Source organism: Pseudomonas sp. R45(2017) (assembly GCF_002112305.1).
In the GTDB taxonomy this organism is placed as follows: domain Bacteria; phylum Pseudomonadota; class Gammaproteobacteria; order Pseudomonadales; family Pseudomonadaceae; genus Aquipseudomonas; species Aquipseudomonas paraglycinae.
On record NZ_NEHH01000010.1, the window covers coordinates 13,603 to 31,673 of the forward strand.

General features: G+C 61.2%; 16 protein-coding genes. 7 read left to right on the forward strand and 9 right to left on the reverse strand.

The window, feature by feature from the left end:
- Positions 1-6: 6 nt before the first annotated feature.
- Positions 7-2,793: a winged helix-turn-helix domain-containing protein gene (locus CAF74_RS22255; RefSeq protein WP_085747776.1), complete on the forward strand. Its 2,787-nt coding sequence runs from the start codon at positions 7-9 to the stop codon at positions 2,791-2,793.
- Here the strand turns inward: CAF74_RS22255 and CAF74_RS22260 are convergent.
- Both CAF74_RS22260 and CAF74_RS22265 read right to left on the reverse strand, forming a co-directional pair.
- Positions 2,755-4,227, reverse strand: a complete 1,473-nt coding sequence (locus CAF74_RS22260) for a winged helix-turn-helix domain-containing protein (protein ID WP_085747777.1) — start codon at positions 4,225-4,227, stop codon at positions 2,755-2,757. The two genes, CAF74_RS22255 and CAF74_RS22260, sit on opposite strands and share 39 nt — an antisense overlap.
- A gap of 90 nt (positions 4,228-4,317) precedes the next feature.
- Complete coding sequence (locus CAF74_RS22265) at positions 4,318-5,268, reverse strand: GlxA family transcriptional regulator (protein WP_085747778.1); 951 nt, start codon at positions 5,266-5,268, stop codon at positions 4,318-4,320.
- A gap of 211 nt (positions 5,269-5,479) precedes the next feature.
- Between CAF74_RS22265 and CAF74_RS22270 the strand changes: the two genes are divergently transcribed.
- Positions 5,480-6,202, forward strand: a complete 723-nt coding sequence (locus CAF74_RS22270; protein ID WP_085689135.1) for a pirin family protein — start codon at positions 5,480-5,482, stop codon at positions 6,200-6,202.
- A 50-nt stretch (positions 6,203-6,252) separates the two neighbouring features.
- On the opposite strand, the gene CAF74_RS22275 is transcribed toward CAF74_RS22270, so the two are convergent.
- Positions 6,253-7,014 carry a hypothetical protein gene (locus tag CAF74_RS22275; protein ID WP_139832929.1) on the reverse strand — a complete coding sequence of 254 codons (762 nt, stop codon included), beginning with the start codon at positions 7,012-7,014 and terminating at the stop codon, positions 6,253-6,255.
- A 326-nt stretch (positions 7,015-7,340) separates the two neighbouring features.
- The gene (locus CAF74_RS22280; RefSeq protein WP_085747780.1) at positions 7,341-8,216 is read right to left on the reverse strand and encodes a LysR family transcriptional regulator; all 876 of its coding nucleotides are present in this window, start codon (positions 8,214-8,216) and stop codon (positions 7,341-7,343) included.
- A gap of 111 nt (positions 8,217-8,327) precedes the next feature.
- Between CAF74_RS22280 and CAF74_RS22285 the strand changes: the two genes are divergently transcribed.
- The 4 genes from CAF74_RS22285 (at position 8,328) to CAF74_RS22300 (ending at position 12,241) form a co-directional block, all read left to right on the forward strand.
- Positions 8,328-9,548 (forward strand): YbfB/YjiJ family MFS transporter, encoded by a 1,221-nt coding sequence (locus CAF74_RS22285; RefSeq protein ID WP_085747781.1) that lies wholly within the window; start codon positions 8,328-8,330, stop codon positions 9,546-9,548.
- A 63-nt stretch (positions 9,549-9,611) separates the two neighbouring features.
- Complete coding sequence (locus CAF74_RS22290) at positions 9,612-10,610, forward strand: NAD(P)H-quinone oxidoreductase (protein ID WP_085747782.1); 999 nt, start codon at positions 9,612-9,614, stop codon at positions 10,608-10,610.
- A gap of 112 nt (positions 10,611-10,722) precedes the next feature.
- The gene (locus CAF74_RS22295) at positions 10,723-11,667 is read left to right on the forward strand and encodes an alpha/beta hydrolase (RefSeq protein ID WP_085747783.1); all 945 of its coding nucleotides are present in this window, start codon (positions 10,723-10,725) and stop codon (positions 11,665-11,667) included.
- A gap of 160 nt (positions 11,668-11,827) precedes the next feature.
- Positions 11,828-12,241, forward strand: coding sequence for a VOC family protein (locus CAF74_RS22300; protein WP_085747784.1), 414 nt, complete (start codon positions 11,828-11,830; stop codon positions 12,239-12,241).
- Positions 12,242-12,298: 57 nt separating this feature from the next.
- Here CAF74_RS22300 and CAF74_RS22305 read toward each other — a convergent pair whose 3' ends face one another.
- Positions 12,299-12,628 (reverse strand): hypothetical protein, encoded by a 330-nt coding sequence (locus CAF74_RS22305; protein WP_085747785.1) that lies wholly within the window; start codon positions 12,626-12,628, stop codon positions 12,299-12,301.
- Positions 12,629-12,854: 226 nt separating this feature from the next.
- Here CAF74_RS22305 and CAF74_RS22310 point away from each other — a divergent pair, with 226 nt between their 5' ends.
- On the forward strand, positions 12,855-13,112 hold the full coding sequence (locus CAF74_RS22310) for a hypothetical protein (RefSeq protein WP_007956057.1): 258 nt from the start codon (positions 12,855-12,857) through the stop codon (positions 13,110-13,112).
- A 99-nt stretch (positions 13,113-13,211) separates the two neighbouring features.
- Here CAF74_RS22310 and CAF74_RS22315 read toward each other — a convergent pair whose 3' ends face one another.
- The 4 genes from CAF74_RS22315 to CAF74_RS22330 form a co-directional block, all read right to left on the reverse strand.
- The gene (locus CAF74_RS22315; protein WP_085747786.1) at positions 13,212-14,234 is read right to left on the reverse strand and encodes an ABC transporter permease; all 1,023 of its coding nucleotides are present in this window, start codon (positions 14,232-14,234) and stop codon (positions 13,212-13,214) included.
- A 57-nt stretch (positions 14,235-14,291) separates the two neighbouring features.
- A complete protein-coding gene (locus tag CAF74_RS22320) occupies positions 14,292-15,857 on the reverse strand; it encodes a sugar ABC transporter ATP-binding protein (protein ID WP_085747922.1) in 1,566 nt (521 codons plus the stop codon).
- Positions 15,858-15,927: 70 nt separating this feature from the next.
- On the reverse strand, positions 15,928-16,854 hold the full coding sequence (locus CAF74_RS22325; RefSeq protein WP_007956051.1) for a sugar ABC transporter substrate-binding protein: 927 nt from the start codon (positions 16,852-16,854) through the stop codon (positions 15,928-15,930).
- Between the two features lie 160 nt (positions 16,855-17,014).
- The gene (locus CAF74_RS22330) at positions 17,015-18,064 is read right to left on the reverse strand and encodes a Gfo/Idh/MocA family protein (RefSeq protein ID WP_085747787.1); all 1,050 of its coding nucleotides are present in this window, start codon (positions 18,062-18,064) and stop codon (positions 17,015-17,017) included.
- Positions 18,065-18,071 lie beyond the last annotated feature (7 nt).

Consider the following 18,071-nt stretch of genomic DNA (forward strand, 5'->3'; position numbering starts at 1 on the left):
GAGCGGTTGAGTCTTTCCCCGAATCAGGCCATCGGTTTCGGCCCCTATCGGATCCACCCCGGCCAGCGGTTGGTGCTTGAGGGCGACCAGCCTTTGCGCCTGGGCCGCCGCGCCATGGACATTCTGCTGATCCTGTTGGCCCACGCCGGCGAGGTGGTGAGCAAGCAGCAGCTGATCGCCGGGGTCTGGCCGGACAGCGTGGTGGAAGACATCAATTTGCGGGTACACATGGCCGCGCTGCGCAAGGCCCTCGGCGACGGTCAGGCCGGGCAACGCTACATCGTCACCGTGGCGCAGCGCGGTTACAGTTTCGTCGCGCCGGTCGTGCTGCAATCCATCGAACAACGCCCCGCCGCCGCCAACCTCGGCCGGCATAACCTGCCATTGCGGCGCACGCGGATGATCGGTCGCCAGTCGGTGGTCGACAGCCTGATGACGCAACTGCCGCGCCAGCGCTGCATCACCCTGGTCGGCCCCGGCGGCATCGGCAAGACCACCGTGGCCCTGCGCGTCGCCGAACAACTGATTGGCCGCTATCGTGACGGAATTCGTCTGCTGGATCTGACACCGCTCAACGATCCCGGCTCAATCTGCTCGCACCTCGCCGGCCTGCTGGATCTTTCGCTGCATGACAGCGAGCCGATGGCTTGCCTGATCAACAGCCTGCGCGAGCGGCAGATGCTGCTGGTGATCGATAACTGCGAGCACTTGATCGACGCCGTGGCATTGCTGAGTGAAAGCATTCTGCGTGGCGCGCCGCAGGTGCATATTCTGGCCACCAGCCGCGAAAGCCTGCGCGCCGAGGGCGAGTACGTTCAGCGTCTGGAATCCCTCGATTGCCCGCCGCCGATTGCAGTACTCGACCGCGATCAGGCGATGGGATTTTCTGCGCTGCAACTGTTCGTCGAACGGGCAATGGCGGCCCACGAACACTTTGAGCCGGACAATGCTGATCTGCCCTTGATCATCGACATCTGTCGACGGCTCGATGGCATCCCACTGGCGCTTGAACTGGCCGCCGCGCAGGTGGCGGGCCTCGGGCTGGACGGTTTGCTGAGTCAGCTTCAGGGGCGTTTGCCGACGGGCAATCAGACTCGCCTCGGCCGGCATGAAACCCTGCGCGCTACGCTGGACTGGAGTTTCAATCTGCTCAACGCCTGCGAACAGACCGGTCTGCGTCGACTGGGTGTGTTTCGTGGCGCATTCACGCTGGAATCGGCGGCGGCGGTTATCGTCGGTCAGCACATCGAGTCGAACGAAGTGTTTGCCTCGATCACGCAACTGGTCGCCAAGTCGCTGCTCAACGTCGAGGTCGGCGATGAAGAGGTGTTCTATCGCCTGCTCGACACTACCCGCCGCTATGCATTGGAAAAACTCGACCAGGCCGCCGAGCTCGGCGAAACCCGCGAACGCCATGCCGAACGCAGCCTGGCGCTGATGCATCAGGCCCAGGCCGATTGGGAAAATACGGCGACCGAAGTCTGGATCGAGCGCTACGCCCGTGGCCTCGAAGACCTGCGGGCGGCGCTTGAGTGGACGCTGAACGATGAAGGCTCGCGCGCGCTCGGCGTTCGACTGACGGCGACGTCGGCGCCGTTGTGGCAGGAGTTGTCCCTGCTCAAGGAGTACGGCGTGCATGTGCGTCGGGCACTCGCATTGCTGGCGTCATCCGACGCGCCCTGCCCGCGACTGGAAATCGCCTTGAAACTGGCCCTCGGCAGCGCCTGCTACCACACCTGGGGTGGCACACCGGAAACCATTGAAGCCTTTGCCAGCGCCCGCCTGTTGGCGCAACAGCACGACGACAAGGCCGGACAATTGCGCGCAGTGTCGGGACACATGGCGGTCAACCTCAGTTGCGGGCATTACCAGATGGCGCTCGATCAGAGCGAGCAATTCGAAAGCCTCGGTGTGCACGGCGATGCGCAGTTGTCCCTGAGTACCCATCGTTTGCGGGTACTCGCGCTGCATTACGCCGGCGATCAGCATCAGGCGCGAATCCACGCCGAACAGGTCATTCAGCGCATGGCCCACAGCGGCCACCTCAACCGCTTCACTCACGGTTTCGGCGTGCAATACGATCAGAGCGTCGCCTCGCTGACCGTGCTCGCCCGAGTGCTGTGGTTGCAAGGTTTTCCCGAGCAGGCCTGGCGCACGGCACGGCAGGCGCTGGACATCGCGGTACAGATCAACCACGGCACCTCGATTTGCTACACCCTGGCACTCGCCTCGTGCCTGATCGCCCATTACAACGGCGACGTACAAAACGCCCGCGCGCTGCTGCAACTGTTGCTCGAACAGGCGCAGAAGCATTCGGTGCTGCTGTTCTATACGTGGGCGCGGCACTACGCGCAAGTGATCGACGTCGACAAGGCCCCCGCCATCCCGCCCGCCGACAGCGGTCTGGTCAGGGAAATCATGGTCACGCTGGATCCGGTTTTCGTTGATGATGCGTTGCTCGAACGAGCACAAAGTGGCGCAGCCGGCTGGAGCACGGCAGAGATCTTGCGGGCCCGGGCCGAGCGATTGCTGGCGGCTGATTCGCCCTGCCATCACACGGTCGAAAGCGCCTTGCAGCAATCGCTCGAGATTGCACGGACGCAAGGCGCGCTGGCCTGGGAACTGCGCAGCGCGATGTCGCTGGCGCAGTTGTGGCAGCGTCAGTCGCGCTACCGTGAGGCACTCGAATTGCTGACACCGATCTACCAGCGCTTCACCGAAGGCTATGCCACCCCGGATTTGCGCAAAGTGCGTTTACTGCTCGACGAACTGCGCGGTCAGTCGGCCGCTTGAAGCTGGCCGGGTGCGACCCAGGTAGCGCGCGTGCCGACGCTCGACATCACTCAGTTCGCCGCCCTGCTCCAGCTGTTCGCGGGCGTAGCGGCGCGTGGTGTTGAACATTCGATAGCGCAGCGTCCCGCTGGACCGATCTGTGGTCAGCAACGACTTGGCCGCCAGCTGCTCGACCACTGCCACCAGTGTCGAGGGTGGCAATTGCGCGCAACTGATCACGCCGATGGCGGCATCCAGGGTGAATGCCATCTTGAACACCGACAAGCGTTGCAGCACGCGTTGTTCCTGCTCGCTCAAGCGCTGATAGCTCCAGTCCAGCGCAGCCTTCATCGACTGGTGGCGTGGCACGGCGGTGCGGCGACCGTGACTCAGAACTTGCAGGCCTTGATCCAGTTGGGTCTGAAGGCCGACCAGCGCCAGCGCATCGATCTGCGCCGCCGCGAGTTCGATCGCCAATGGCAGACCGTCGAGCCGCCGACAGATATCGCGCACCGTTTCCAGATCCTGCTCACGCAGACTGAAGCCGTGTTGACGCGCACGGGCACGACTGACAAACAGCTGCACCGCCGAATAGCCCATGACCTCGGCGACACTGTTGAGGGCCGAGGCTTTGGGAAGGGTCAGGGGCGGCAGCGGCTGGAGGACTTCCAGACCGAGACGCAACGGTTCGCGGCTGGTGGCCAGGATCGACAGACGAGGCGCGGCGTCGAGCAGTTTTTGCAGCAGGTGCCGACAGGCTTCGTGCAGATGCTCGCAGTTGTCCAGCACCAACAAGGCGTGGCGCGCGGCCAGGGTGGGGAAGTCGATATCGAGGGTTTTCAGCAGGTGATCGAGGAGCGAAGTGTCTTCGTCGGTCTGCGACAGATCCACCTGCCACACGCCGTCACGAAAATGCTGCAGCAGCAGTTCCGCTGCACGCAATGCCACGGTGCTCTTACCGACACCGGCAGGTCCCGTCACCGTCAGGAGCCGGGTCAACGGCAGTTGCCGGACCAGACCACCGACCAGTGAATCACGACCGGTGACCGGCGTCAGCCGTGCGGGCAAGTTGTGTTGGGGTGCTTGCAGGCTTTCGAACACCACTTGGGCGACGCTGTCGCCCTGCACCGGTGCCACGAAGCTGTACCCGCATTGCGGCACATTGACGATGTAGCGCTGACCGTTTTCACCATCACCGAGAGCCCGGCGCAACGCGGCGATGTGCACTCGCAGGTTGATCTCCTCGACCACCGACGTCGGCCACACCAGCGAAATCAGTTGCTCTTTACTGACCACCCGTCCGGCGCGCTCGACCAGCACTTGCAGAATGTCCAGCGCACGACCGCCCATGCGCAATTGCCGATCCCCTTCGAGGATCAGCCGTTGGCGCAAATGGAACGTGTATGGCCCGAAACGCAGGACCGACGCCGAGTTCAATTCGTTGAGGCTGTTCATGTCCGTTATCTTCGCAGGCCTCGATGACGGTACAACCACCACGCGGGGTCCAGCACGGACATCCGGATGCCCGTAACGGACAGAACCGCTCTAGCTGAACTGTTCGCGATATTGCGTCGGGGTCAGCCCAAGCTTTTCGCCGAACAGAAAACGCATGTGCCGCACGCTGCCGAAACCGCTTTTGTAGGCCACGGTTTTCAGCGGCAGATCGCTGGTTTCCAGCAGATTGCGCGCGCAATCGATGCGCGCACTTTGCAGGAATTCCATGGGTGTCATGTTGACCTCGCGGGCGAATACCCGAGCGAAGTGTCGTGCACTCATGTTCGCAAGACTTGCCATGCGCTCGACGGTGAAGGCTTCCTCAAGATGCTCCAGCACATGGTTCTGCACCCGGGTGATCGGCGTTTCCTGGGGGGCCACCGCGGCCATCAGCGGACTGAACTGCGCTTGCCCGCCCTGACGTTTCATCACCACTAGCAGCACTTTGGCCACGTCCTGGGCAATCTTTTTGCCATGATCGCGGGCGACCACCGCCAACGCCATATCGATCCCGGCCGTGACGCCCCCGGAGGTGATCAGGTTGCGATCCTCAATAAAAATCTGGTCGGTCGCGACGTTTGCCTTCGGAAAGCCCTTGATCAGGCGTTCGGTGTAATTCCAGTGGGTGGTCACACGATAGCCGTCGAGCAATCCGGCGTGACCCAGCACGAAGGCGCCGGTACAGATCGAGCCGTATTGCCCCGCACGTGTCACCGCGCCTTGCAGCCAGGCGAGCAACGGCGGGTGTTTTTCGTTGTAGGCGCCAGGGCCGCCCGGCACCAGCAGCAAGTCGTAGCGCTCATCGGCTTCGTCGATGTGCCGATCGGTGTGCACGAGCACGCCATTGGACGCACGCAACGGCCCGCGCTCGGTGCCCAGGGTGGTCAGGTGATAGTGGTCTTGCGGTTTCAGGTAGCGGTTGGCAACCGAAAAGACTTCCAGCGGCCCAGCCATGTCGAGCAGCAGAAAATCCGGAAACAGCACCATTGCCACGGTCTTCATGGGGGTATCACCAAAATCCATGTGGAATCATAAGTCTGCGCATTATGGCCAGATACGGTGGAAACGTTGGAAAAGAATGCGTGATCCAGTACTCACAACTGTCAACTCATACGGGACAGTATTTCAATTTTCATCTACTTATTGCATCGCGGGGTAACCAGTAACCTTCTCCTCACTCGGACGAATCCACGTCCTGAAAGGAGATTTCATCATGCTGACCCTTCGTAAAGCTTCCGACCGTGGTCTGGCCAATCATGGCTGGTTGAAGTCGTTCCACACCTTTTCTTTCGCCAGCTACCGTGACCCGCGTGAACAGGGTTTCTCCGACCTGCTGGTAATCAACGATGACCGCGTTGCCGCCGGCAAGGGCTTCGGCCAGCACCCGCACCGTGACATGGAGATTTTCTCCTATGTGCTCGAAGGTGCGCTGGAACACAAGGACACCCTCGGCACCGGTTCGGTAATCCGCCCCGGCGATGTGCAACTGATGAGCGCCGGCAGCGGCGTGGCCCACAGTGAGTTCAACCATTCGGCGACCAAGCCTGTGCACTTCCTGCAGATCTGGATCGTACCGGACGTCAGCGGCGCGAAACCGCGTTACCAGCAAGAGCACTTCAGCGAACAGAAAAAACGCGGTCGCCTGCAACTGATCATTTCGCCCGAAGGCAGCCACGGCTCGCTGAAAGTGCGCCAGGATGCACGGGTGTATGCCGGGCTGTTCGATGGCGAGGAAAGCGCCACCCTCAAGCTGCCTGCCAACCGCTATGCCTATGTGCACGTCGCTCGCGGTAGTGTTGAACTGAACGGCGTGCAGTTGAAGGAAGGCGACGGCGTGCGGGTTCGTGAAGAACAGGCACTGACCCTGAGCAATGGTCAGGATGCCGAAGTCCTGGTGTTTGACCTGCGCCCGCAGGAACTGCCGGAAATGCCATAAGCCCGTGGTTTTCATCGCTCGAAAAAACGGCCTTCGTTGAAGGCCGTTTTTCATTCTGCTGGCAAGCTCATCAGCACTGCCGGCGCAGGGTTTCCAGCCTCTTTCACCGATTGAATCATGGCCAGGGTGGTCTGCATCGTGACGAGCACGTTTGCCTGATTGGCGTAGTAAGAACCCGCGAGTATGGCAACCATTCCGAGAAAATGTACGGCCGTTGCCGCCCAGTAATTCGCCTTGATCGTCGAGACCTGCCTGACGGCTTCGTCAATTCGCTCCAGAGACCTGTCAATGCGAGCCGAGACGATCGCGTAACGCTGGTCGCGCTCCAGATGAGCCTTTTCTTGTTCCAGTCTGACCTTTTCGTAGACTTTCTCTCGCTCGACCCGGGCGGTCTCCCGCTCCTGTCGGGCCGTCTCCAAGACCTTTTCATGCCCCAGCCGAGCCTTCAAGCGCTCCTGCCGCAGGTTTTCGAGATTCTTCTCGTGCGCCAGCTGGATTCTTTCCTGAGCCTGCTCCCGCTCAAGGCGCACTTTCTCCTGGGCCTCTTCCCGCTCAAGGCGCGACTTTTCCTGAGACTTCTCCCACTCCCGCCGTGCTGCCTCCTGCTCTCGTTTCTGCTCCAGACGCGCCGCGTCTTGGGACCGCTCACGCTCCACCCGAGCCGCCTCCTGAGATCGCTCCCACTCGAACCGTGCCTCCTCCATAGAGCGTTTTTGCTCCAGCCGGCCCTGCTCCTGACTTTTTTCGAGCTCCAACCGTGCCTGATCCCGCTCAGCCTGTTGGGTCAGAAAGCCATCGATCTTGGCGGACATGGACTCGATCCGTGCATCGATTCTAGTCTCGATGACTTCGATCCTGGCGCTGAATTCGTCTCGCGTTATGTAGTTCATACACTCACTACTATCCGTTTGCCCGGCCATGTCGCTTGCTTGAAATTGGCTGAATTCCCTTGCAATCAATTCCGCACCTCTGACGTTTATCAACACTTCCCTGGATTGATCCCTCGGAGCGTTTCACCTGCTCACTCCGGGTGTGAGAAACGATAGGGCCCGGCCAAAAAACTCACAAGCCAGCGGATTCTGGCGCTGTTGTAGGCAAGATCGTCAGCTGATGTAGCCGTCCTACACGGCATCAAGGACTACTCATTCTCCAGTAGAAACGCTTCGACTATGTGTTCGATCACCGCCCTGACCCGCGCGGTATGGCGCAAATCCGCATGGGTCACCAGCCACACTTCATAAGGCAACGGCCGCGTACGCTCCGGCCACAGCCTGACCAGACCGTCGCGCTCGCCCATGTAGACCGGGATTTCTCCTACACCCAGACCGGCGGCAATCGAGCGGCGTACCAGCAGGCTGGAGCTCAGACCGGCGACGATCCGCCCGCGAGTCACGGGTTCAGTCACCAGGGTCAGGTCCTTGTTGCCTTGCAGATACGGCTGGTACACCACCAGATCATGGCCCTCGAACGTACTGCCCGGCGTCGGCACGCCATGGCTGTCGACGTAGGCCTGCGAGGCAAACAGCCCCACCGGCCAACGCGCGATGCGCCGGGCGATCAGGTCCGGATTGTCCGGGCGGGTGTTGCGCACGGCGATGTCCGCTTCACGCTTGGCCAGGCTGAGGATCTGCGTGGAGGCGTCCAGTTGCACGCGCACGTCCGGATGCCGTTCGTGCAACTGCGCAATGGCCGGGATCAGGAAATCGATGGCCAGCGAATCGGTGGTGCTGACCCGCACACTGCCGGTCAGGCGATCGTCCAGGCCTTGGATACGCCGTTCCAGCTCCAGCGCCGAATGCTCCATTTTTTCTACCGACTTGAGCGCCGCTTCGCCGACGGCCGTCAGTGCATAGCCCTCGGAGGTGCGCAGAAACAAGGTCGCGCCCAGCGACTTTTCCAGCGCCGTGATGCGTCGCCCTACTGTCGCCTGATCCACGCCCAGCACGCGCGCGGCACCGCGCAATGTCGACTCGCGACAGACCGCAAGAAACACCCGTGCATCATCCCAGTTCATATCGTTCTCCATTGATGCATAAACGCATCACTATCACGCAAAATCGCTGCATTAACGCAGCAACGATAGCCGATATGCTGGGCGCCATAAACCTTTCAAAGGATTGCCGTCATGCACACTTCAACTGCTTCGCCCGAACGTCCGGACACAAGTGTCTGGCTGGCGATCTTCGCCGGACTTTGCGCCAGCCTGGTCAGCATCGGTCTGGCGCGTTTCGCCTACACGCCGCTGATCCCTTCGCTGATTCAGGCGCAATGGTTTTCCGCCCATGATGTGGTCTATCTGGGTGCGGCCAACCTGGTCGGTTACCTGATCGGCGCCCTCCTTGGCCGACCGCTGGCACGCCGGCTCACCCAGAGAAATGCCTTGCGACTGATGATGCTGGCGGTGACCGTGGCGTTCTTTGCCTGTGCGTATCCCGTGTCGGTGAGCTGGTATTTCGGCTGGCGCCTGCTGTCCGGGATCGCGGGCGGCGCGATCATGGTGCTGGTGGCCGCGACCGTGCTGCCCCATGTACCGGCCGCGCGCAAGGGCCTGGCCAGCGGCGCGATTTTCCTCGGCATCGGTCTGGGCATCGCCGGATCGGGCACGATTGTTCCGCTGCTGTTGAGCCTTGGCCTGCAAGCGACGTGGCTGGGATTGGGCGTTTTGTCACTGGCACTGACGGCATTGAGCTGGTTCGGCTGGCCTTCGGAGCTGCCCCATGCAATCACCACCACCGCTGAAGTGGAACCGGTCGCTCCGACACCGCCTGCTGTTTATCTGTTGTTTGCCCAGTACGCATTCATGGCCGCCGGGCTGGTACCGGCCATGGTCTTCCTGGTGGATTACGTCGCCCGGGGGCTGGGCGCCGGGTCGCACGTCGGCGCTCTGATCTGGGTCATGTACGGTCTGGGCGCCATCGTCGGCCCGGTGAGTTATGGCTTCCTCGCCGATCATCTTGGCGCGCGCACCGGCATTCGTCTGGTGCTGGTGGTGCAGGCGATCACCCTGGGTTTGCTGGCGGTTTCGCATTCGTTCCTGGCGTTGGCGCTGCTGGCGGTGGTCCTTGGTTCATTTCCGCCGGGTATTGTGCCGCTGGCATTGGCCCGGGTGCATGAGCTGGTGCCGGATCATCATCGCCAACAGGTGGCGTGGAGCCGGGCCACGGTGTCGTTCGCCACGTTTCAGGCGCTGGCGGGCTTCGCCTATTCGGCGCTGTTCAACGCCACGGGCGGACAACATGCGCTGCTCTTCGTGATTGCCGGCGGTGCCATCGTGATCGCGCTGATACTTGAGCACGCCATGAAACTGCTGCCCTCCTCCGTCGAACAACGCTGCTGCGCCGAATGACGGGAATCATTGCGCCCTGACTGCGTTCCCATCTACTGATCACTTTTTCAAGAGGAATCGAAAATGACGTTGCCCAATGAAATGACCCGAATCGAAATCACCGAACCGGGCGGGCCCGAGGTTCTGCAATCCCGGCGCGTCCCGCTGCCGGTCGTCGCGGAAGGCGAAGTACTGATCCGCGTGCATGCCGCCGGCGTCAATCGTCCAGACGCCCTGCAACGCGCCGGCAAATACCCGATGAAGCCCGGCATGAACCCGATCCCGGGCCTTGAAGTGGCGGGTGAAGTCGTGGCGGTCGGCAATGGCGTCAGCACATTCGCGGTGGGTGACCGGGTGTGTGCGCTGACCAATGGCGGCGGTTACGCCGAATATTGCGCGGTTCCGGCGGGCCAGGTCTTGCCGATTCCCGATGGGCTGGACTGGATCCAGGCAGCGGCCATTCCGGAAACCTTTTTCACCGTATGGGCCAACCTGTTCGGCCTCGGCGGCGCCAGCCGTGGCCAGCGCGCCTTGATCCACGGCGGCACCAGCGGCATCGGCACCACCGCGTTGATGCTGTGCCGCGAGTTTGGCATCGAGGCCTTTGCCACCGCCGGAAGCGCCGATAAATGCGCAGCGATCCACAATCTGGGCGGCGAAGCGATCAACTACCGGGAACAGGATTTCGCCGCTGTCATCGCTGAAAAAACCGCCGGCCAGGGCGTCAATGTGATCCTCGACATCATGGGCGGCTCGTACCTCAACGGGAACATCAGCGCCTTGGGAATGGATGGGCGGTTGGTAATGATCGGATTCCTCGGTGGCGCGCGGGCCAATGACATCGATCTGCTGGCGATCCTCGGCAAACGTGCGGTGGTCACCGGTTCCCTGCTTCGCGCACGTACCTCGGCGGAAAAGGCCGCCATCGCCGATCAATTGCGCGAACACGTCTGGCCGGCGCTGGCCGCCGGACGCTGCCTGCCGATCATCGACAAGGTCTACCCGCTCGCCGACGCAGCCAAGGCCCATGCGCACATGGAAGCGGGCGACCACATCGGCAAGATCGTGCTGAAGATCGACTGAGTCGTTGCAGCATTTTGTAATCGTTGCGGGTGGGCGGCGGTCGAAAATGTCACGCGCGGGTCCAGGCTTCTGGTAAAAAGCGTTCTTTGTCCACGCAGTGGTGAAACGTTTAATGTTCCTGGCCTTCATGACCCGAGTTCGACGCCGCCGTCTGGCGTTCGCCTGCATGGCCGCCCTGATCGTCGGCGTGCCGGCGAGTTGTGCCGTGCTGGAACACACAGAGCGCAAGCTTCTGTTTCGCATCGAACCGGGCACCGCCGGCTGGTATCACGGTTTGCCCGGCAGCGTGCAGGAACTCGACCTGCAACCGAAAAGCTTTAAGGCCGGGCAAAACATTCACGCCTGGTGGTGGCCGGCAGAGCGCGCCGATGCACCGGCCATTCTTTATTTGCATGGCGTACGCTGGAATCTGACAGGGCAACTGTTTCGTATCGAACAATTGCGCGCGGCAGGTTATTCGGTATTGGCCATCGACTATCGCGGTTTCGGCCAGAGCCACGGCGATCTGCCGTCGGAAAGCACGGTGTACGAAGATGCCAGGGTAGCCTGGGAACGCTTCCAGCTGTTGCAACCCGATCCGAACAAACGCCTGATCTACGGGCACTCGCTGGGCGGCGCGGTCGCCATCGATCTGGCTGCCGAACTCGGTCGCGATGCCGCCAGAAATCACACCCCACTGCCGGTGCGCGGGCTGGTCATCGAATCCACATTCACCTCGTTGGCAGATGTTGCGGCTGCCGTGGCCAACACCTCTCTTCCGGTGCGTTGGTTGCTGTCGCAGAAATTCGACTCCATCGACAAGATCGCCGAGATCCACATGCCCTTGCTGGTGGTGCACGGCTTGGCCGACGCCTTCGTGCCGTCGCGCTTCAGCGAGCAACTGTTCGCCGCCGCCCGGCAACCGAAACGCCTGCTGCTGGTGCCCGGCGCAACGCACAACAACAGCATGGCGCTGGGCGGACAGAACTATCGCAAGGCGATCGATGCGCTGATGCAAACCCGACCTGCCGCCCGAGTGGCGGGCGCTGCGGTACAGAAGAACCCGCGCGATTCCTGACGCCCCTTCCCCGCAGACCATCGGTCACCCCGAAAGGAAACTCTTGCAGCATCGGTTGGCAATCCGGCGTTCTAACGCTTTGCTGGATGGAGTCAATCCATGACGCTGCTTCGGCACACCCGGCCGCGCTGCGTTCCACTGCCTATTCGGGAGCACCCCCATGAAAATCAACCCGTACCTGATCTTCAACGGCGACTGCCGCGAAGCCTTCACGTTTTACGAGCAATGCCTGCAAGGCAAACTCGAAGCGATGATGACCTTCGGCGAAACGCCAGCCGCAGAACATGTACCGAAAGAGCACCACAACCTGATCATCCACACCTGCCTGAAAGTCGGGGATCAGATGCTCATGGCTTCGGACACCACACCCGACCGCCCCACCCAAGGCATGAGCGGTTGCTCGATTTCCCTGAATGTCGACAGCATTGCCGAGGCCGAACGGGTGTTCAATGCCCTGGCCAAGGATGGTCGCGTCGACATGCCGCTGGAAGCCACCTTCTGGGCCGCGCGTTTCGGCATGCTGGTAGATCGTTTTGGCGTGTCGTGGATGGTCAATTGCGAAAGTGACAAGTGACGCTGTCATTGCACCGGACATGAACAAGCCCGACCTATTCAGGTCGGGCTTTTGCGTTCAACGCTGTGCAAGCTCATGCCGAACGCACTGTTCGTAGTAGGTCTGCTTGACGGCCGCCGGCTTCAGCCGCGACGCGCTGTCGTAGGTCTGCTCAGTGATGCCCATGGCGGTCATGCGCATCCACGGTTGCTGGAACTTGCGCGCCTGCAGGCGCTTGCGCGCGCCATACAGGGAAATCCCTGACAGCTTCGACTGTTGCGCACCGGCGGCGATGTCCGAACCCCAGGTACACGCAAAACGATGGCTCTTGCTCAGTTCCCTGGCCTGGGCCTCCACCGCGAGCAGAGCGAGGGAAAGCGTTGCTACAGTGATGACAATCGTCCGCATATAGCCCACCTAACCTTTTGAAAAAAGGCGAGTTTGCCGGGACTTGAAACATTCGGGGGCCAGCAATTTGCCGCCTTTTTTTCAGCCAAGCTCGGCCGAAGGATGGCCATAAAGATGCGCAGCTCCACCGCCACCCGTCTCCCACCTCTCCCGCCCGTCAGCCGCCCGGCACTTCGCTTCGCCTCTGATTTTCCAAGATACATCCACCCGACGCGGAAGCCCGACGATGAACAGAACCATTGCAGCCCTCATGCTTGGAAGTCTTTTATCCGCCACCGCACCGCTGGCGATGGCGGGAAGCAGCGTCCCCCCTACCGGCATTCCCGGAGTCAATCAGGGAGGCACCGAATCCAAAGAAGACAAGGCCGACAAAAAGGGTGAAGAAGCCTCGGGGTCGAACTCCGGTGCAGAGTCCCACGAGACAGAGAAGGATGCGCAAACATCCAGTGGCTCAAAGGATGGGATGGAAGAAAAGAAACCCTGAACCACTCAGCCAGTTTTCGCAGGCATAAAAAAGCCGATCTCTCCGATCGGCTTTTGTATATGACGCTGATCCCGCCTTGGCAGGCCAGGACGATTAATTTCAGCGCTTGAGCTTGCGCTTGTTGCGGTACTGGTCGATCACCACCGCGACCACGATGATTAGTCCTTTGATGATGTCCTGTATGTAAGCATCGACCCCGACAAACGTGAACCCGCTTGCCATCACCCCAAGGATCAAAGCGCCAATTACCGTGCCGGTGATGCGCCCCACTCCACCCGCCAGACTGGTACCACCGATAACTGCCGCGGCAATCGCGTCCAGCTCATAGGACATGCCCATCCCGGCCTGCCCGGTAGCGGCGCGGGCCGAAGCCACTACGCCGGCCAGCCCCGCCAGCAGTCCGGCGATGCTGTAGACGATGACCAGATGGCGTTTGACGTTGATGCCTGAGGTGCGCGCCGCCTGCATGTTGCCGCCGATGGCGTAGGTGTATTTGCCGTACTTGGTGTAGCGCAGCGCGATGTGGAAGATCGCCGCCACCACCAGAAAAATGATCACCGGCATCGCGCCGTGGCCGATGGCCGTGTAGGAGTCCGAGAGCATGCTCACTGGCTGGCCTTCGGTGTAGTAACGCGCCAGGCCACGGGCCGAAACCATCATGCCCAGTGTGGCAATGAACGGCGGAATCCCGGTGATGGCGATGATGCTGCCGTTGATCGCCCCCGCCAGCAGCCCGACACCGAGCCCGGCAATCACCGGAATCCAGACCGGCAAATCGGTCAGTGACGGGAACACCGCCCGGGCGAAATCCGAGGTCTGCGCCAGACTGGCCGCGATCATCGCCGACAACGCGAGCACCGAGCCCGACGACAGGTCGATACCGGTGGTGATGATCACCTGGGTCACGCCAATCGCCAGCAGGCCGATGATCGACACTTGCAGGATCATCAACACCAGCCGCTGGGAGTTCATCAGGAAGCTCTGGTCGCGCACGATCCAGCCGAACAGTTCGAACACCAGGCCGATGCCGATCAGCACCAGGAAAATGCTCAGCTCCGTCGGAAAGCGCCGGCGACTCTTGACCGGTGCCGTGGCCGGTTTGTTTTCCAGTATCGCGTTCATAACCACTCACCTTTCTATCGCATCATCGACGGCGGCCTCGGCCACCAGCGGTATCCATTAATGAACCGAGGACAGGCCCGAGGCCAGTTGCATCACCCGCTCCTGAGTCGCCTCGCTGCGGTCGAGGGTGCCCATCAGGTCGCCCTCGTGCATGACCATCACCCGGTCACTCATGCCGAGCACTTCCGGCAGTTCCGAAGAAATCATGATCACCGCCATGCCTTCGCTGGCGAGGTAGGCGATGAGCCGGTAAATCTCGGCCTTGGCACCTACATCGATGCCACGGGTCGGCTCGTCGAGAATCAGGATGCGCGGATTGGTCATCAGCCAGCGGGCCAGCAAGGCCTTCTGCTGATTGCCACCCGACAGTGTGTCGATGCATTGCTCCAGCGACGGGGTTTTCACCCGCAGCTTCTTGCACATGTCTTCGCACAAGGCGCGCAAGGCTTTTTGCTGGATGAACCCGTGGCCGGCGTAGTGCGGCAGGACGGCCATTTCCATGTTTTCCAGCACCGAGAGGCACGGGAACAGACCGCTGAGTTTGCGATCCTCGGTCAACAGCGCGAAGCCCTTCTCGATCGCCATGTGCGGATCGCTGATGCGCACCACTTCGCCATCGAGACGGATCTCGCCACCGTCGCTGGGCGTGATGCCGAAGATCGCTTCGGCCACGTTGGTCCGGCCGGAGCCCATCAAACCGGCGATGCCGAGGATTTCCCCGGCATGCAGGTCGAAGGAGACGCCCTTGAAAATGCCATCAAGCTTGAGGTCGCGCACCGACAGCAACAGATCGCCGATCGGCTTTTCGCGCACCGGAAACAACTGGCTCAATTCGCGACCGACCATCATCGAAATCAGGCTGTCGCTGTCCATGGAATCGGCCCGCTGCAGGCCGATGTAGGCGCCGTCGCGGAACACCGCCACTTCATCGGCAATCGCGAACACTTCGTTCATTTTGTGGGTGATGTAGATGATGCCTTTGCCCTGGTTTTTCAGGTCGGCAATGATCGAGAACAGATGGGCGACTTCCTTGTCAGTGATGGCCGATGTCGGTTCGTCCATGATCAGGATGTCGGAGTCGTAGGACACGGCTTTGGCGATCTCGACCATCTGCCTTTCGGCGATACTCAGGTTGCCGACCAGCTCTTCGGGATCAAGGTTGATCCGCAGGCGCTCCAGCAGTTTCGCCGTGCAGCGGTGCATTTCCCGATGGTCGATCATGTGAAAGCCGTTGAGCTGCTCGCGACCGATCCAGATGTTTTCGGCGATGCTCATGTGCGGCATCAGGTTGAGTTCCTGGTGGATCATCGCGATCCCGGCCTGAAGCGCTGCCAGTGGCGTTTCGAACACCACCGGTTTGCCCCGCAGGCGCAGCTCGCCGGCGTCTGGCTGGTAGATGCCGGCGATGATTTTCATCAGGGTGGATTTGCCCGCGCCATTCTCGCCCATGAGCGCCAGCACGGAACCGGGGCGTACCCGCAGTTGCACATCGGACAACGCCACCACACCGGGGAAACCCTTGCTGACGTTGAGGATCTCCAGCAGGTACGGCTCTTCGACAGGTATTGCAGTGGGCGGGCTCCCCGTCAAAGGGGTGCTCGAAGCAGTCGCTGAAGCGAACATGATCAGGTACTCCATCAGCAAGGTCGCGATCGCCACCTTGCGGGCTTATTGTTGTTATTGAACGGACGGACTATTTGAACTGGTCAACGTTTTGCGGCGTGATCAGGCGGAATGGCACCCAGACCGCCGGCTCGACCGGCTCATTCTTCGCCATTCTCACCGCGGTATCGATGGAGCCGTCGGCCTGACCCTTGGCGTCCTGGAACACGGAAGCGGCCAGCGAACCCTTCTTCACGGCGTTCAAGCCGTCCGGCGTACCGTCGACTCCCGCAATCAGCACGCTGCCTTTGGCGACGCCGGCCTGTTGCAGGGCCATGGCGGCACCGATGGCCATTTCGTCATTGTTGGAGACCACCGCGTCGAACTTGCGGCCCTGGGTCAGCCAGTCGTTGACCAGGGTCATGCCCTTGTCCCGTAGCCATACGCCGCTCTGCTCCTGCTCGACCTTGATGTCCGGGTATTTGGCCAGCACCTCTTTAACGCCCTTGGTGCGGTTGGTGGTGGAGTTGTTCGCCAGGTCCCCCAGCAGAATCACGATATCGCCCTTGCCGCCCATCTTGTCGGCCAGGTACTGCATCTGCATCTCGCCGGCCTCCAGGTCGTTGGAAGCAACGGTTACCACGCCTTTGGGCAGGTTCAGGTCATCGGGGCGGCGGTTGACGTAGACCAGCGGAATGCCGGCCTTCACTGCCGCTTCAGTAATCTTTTTGGTGGCGGCGGTATCCACCGGATTGACCACGATGGCGTCGACTTTCTGGCTGATGAAGCTCTCGACCTGGCTCAGTTGCTTGACCACATCGCTGCGGGCGTCTTCGAACTGCAGCTTGACGCCGTCGGGATAGGACTTGGCTTTCTTGTCCATGGATTCGCGCAGGTAGGTCAGCCAGGTGTCATCGAACTGGGACATGCTGACGCCGATCTTCATATCGGCCAGCGCAGCGCCGCTGGCGAACATCAGGGACAAGGCCAGTGAGGCAAAACGGGTCTTGGTCTTCATGAAAAGTCTTTCTCCACATTCTTGTTGGTTTTATGGATGAGGCATGACGATTTCAGTAAGCGGACAAGCAGTCGAAGCGTTGGAACGTATCCCGAGACAGTGAATCTGGAATCGACTTTATTGGAAAATATTTTCCATATCAACCTGTTTTAGAATTTTATTATGATTTTATTCCATGGCTTGCAAACTCACTCAGTTCCACTACCTGACGACGTTTGAAACTCAGGCGCGCAGCGTCTAGCACGCGGGTTGTCGCCAGTGCATCACGGGCGTCCACGGGCAGTGGGCCACCGTTTTGCAACGCGATTTGTAGCTGCAAATAGAACTGACTCCAGCAGCCGCGCTCAGACGGAACCCGCTCACGCTCGTCTCCGTGTTCGAACCAGCCCCAACGGCGGTGCTCTTCGACGCCCCAGCGCTCGCCTTCGGTTTTCGGCGAGAGCCCGGCCAGTGCCTGGGCCTCTTGCCCGTCCAGACCCTCGACGCTGTAACAGCCCAGCGTGCCGCTCACCCGAAAGCGCGGGCCAGGGCTGTTTTGCAGGCAACTGCCACCCAGATGCGAGGTCACGCCGTTGACGTGGGTCAGGGACATGAAGAAGCCGTGATCGAAGGCCTGGTCTTTTTCCAGGTAGTCCAGTTCGGCGTAGACCCGTGTCACCGGACCGAACAGCAACAGCGCCTGATCGACCAGATGACTGCCAAGGTCGCGCAGGAAACCACCGCCGCTGCCGTTGTGAACCGACGACGGCGAGTAACGCTCGATCCGCGACTCGAACCGGCTGACCTGGCCCAACGCGCCGGATTCGATGAGTTTGCGCACGGTTAAAAAGTCCGAATCCCAGCGCCGGTTCTGATAGACGCTGAGCGGTACATTTTGGCGCTCGGCCATGGTGATCAGGGTTTGCGCCTGCTGCCAGTCGGCGGCGAACGGCTTGTCGCTGACCACCGCCACGCCGTGTTCGATGCCGTCGAGCACCAGTGCCGGCCGGCCCTTGAGGGGCGTCGATACCACCAGCACATCAATCCCGGCTTCCACCAACTGGCCGATGCTGTCGAAGGCCGGCACACCCGGATGCTCCGCCGCCAGCAACTGTCGGCGCTCCGCTGAACGGGTGACCACGCCGACGAACGTCGCCGCCGGCAGACTGCTGATCAGCGGAGCATGAAAAAACCGGCCGCCATGGCCGTAACCGACAAGTCCGATGCGCATACAAGTA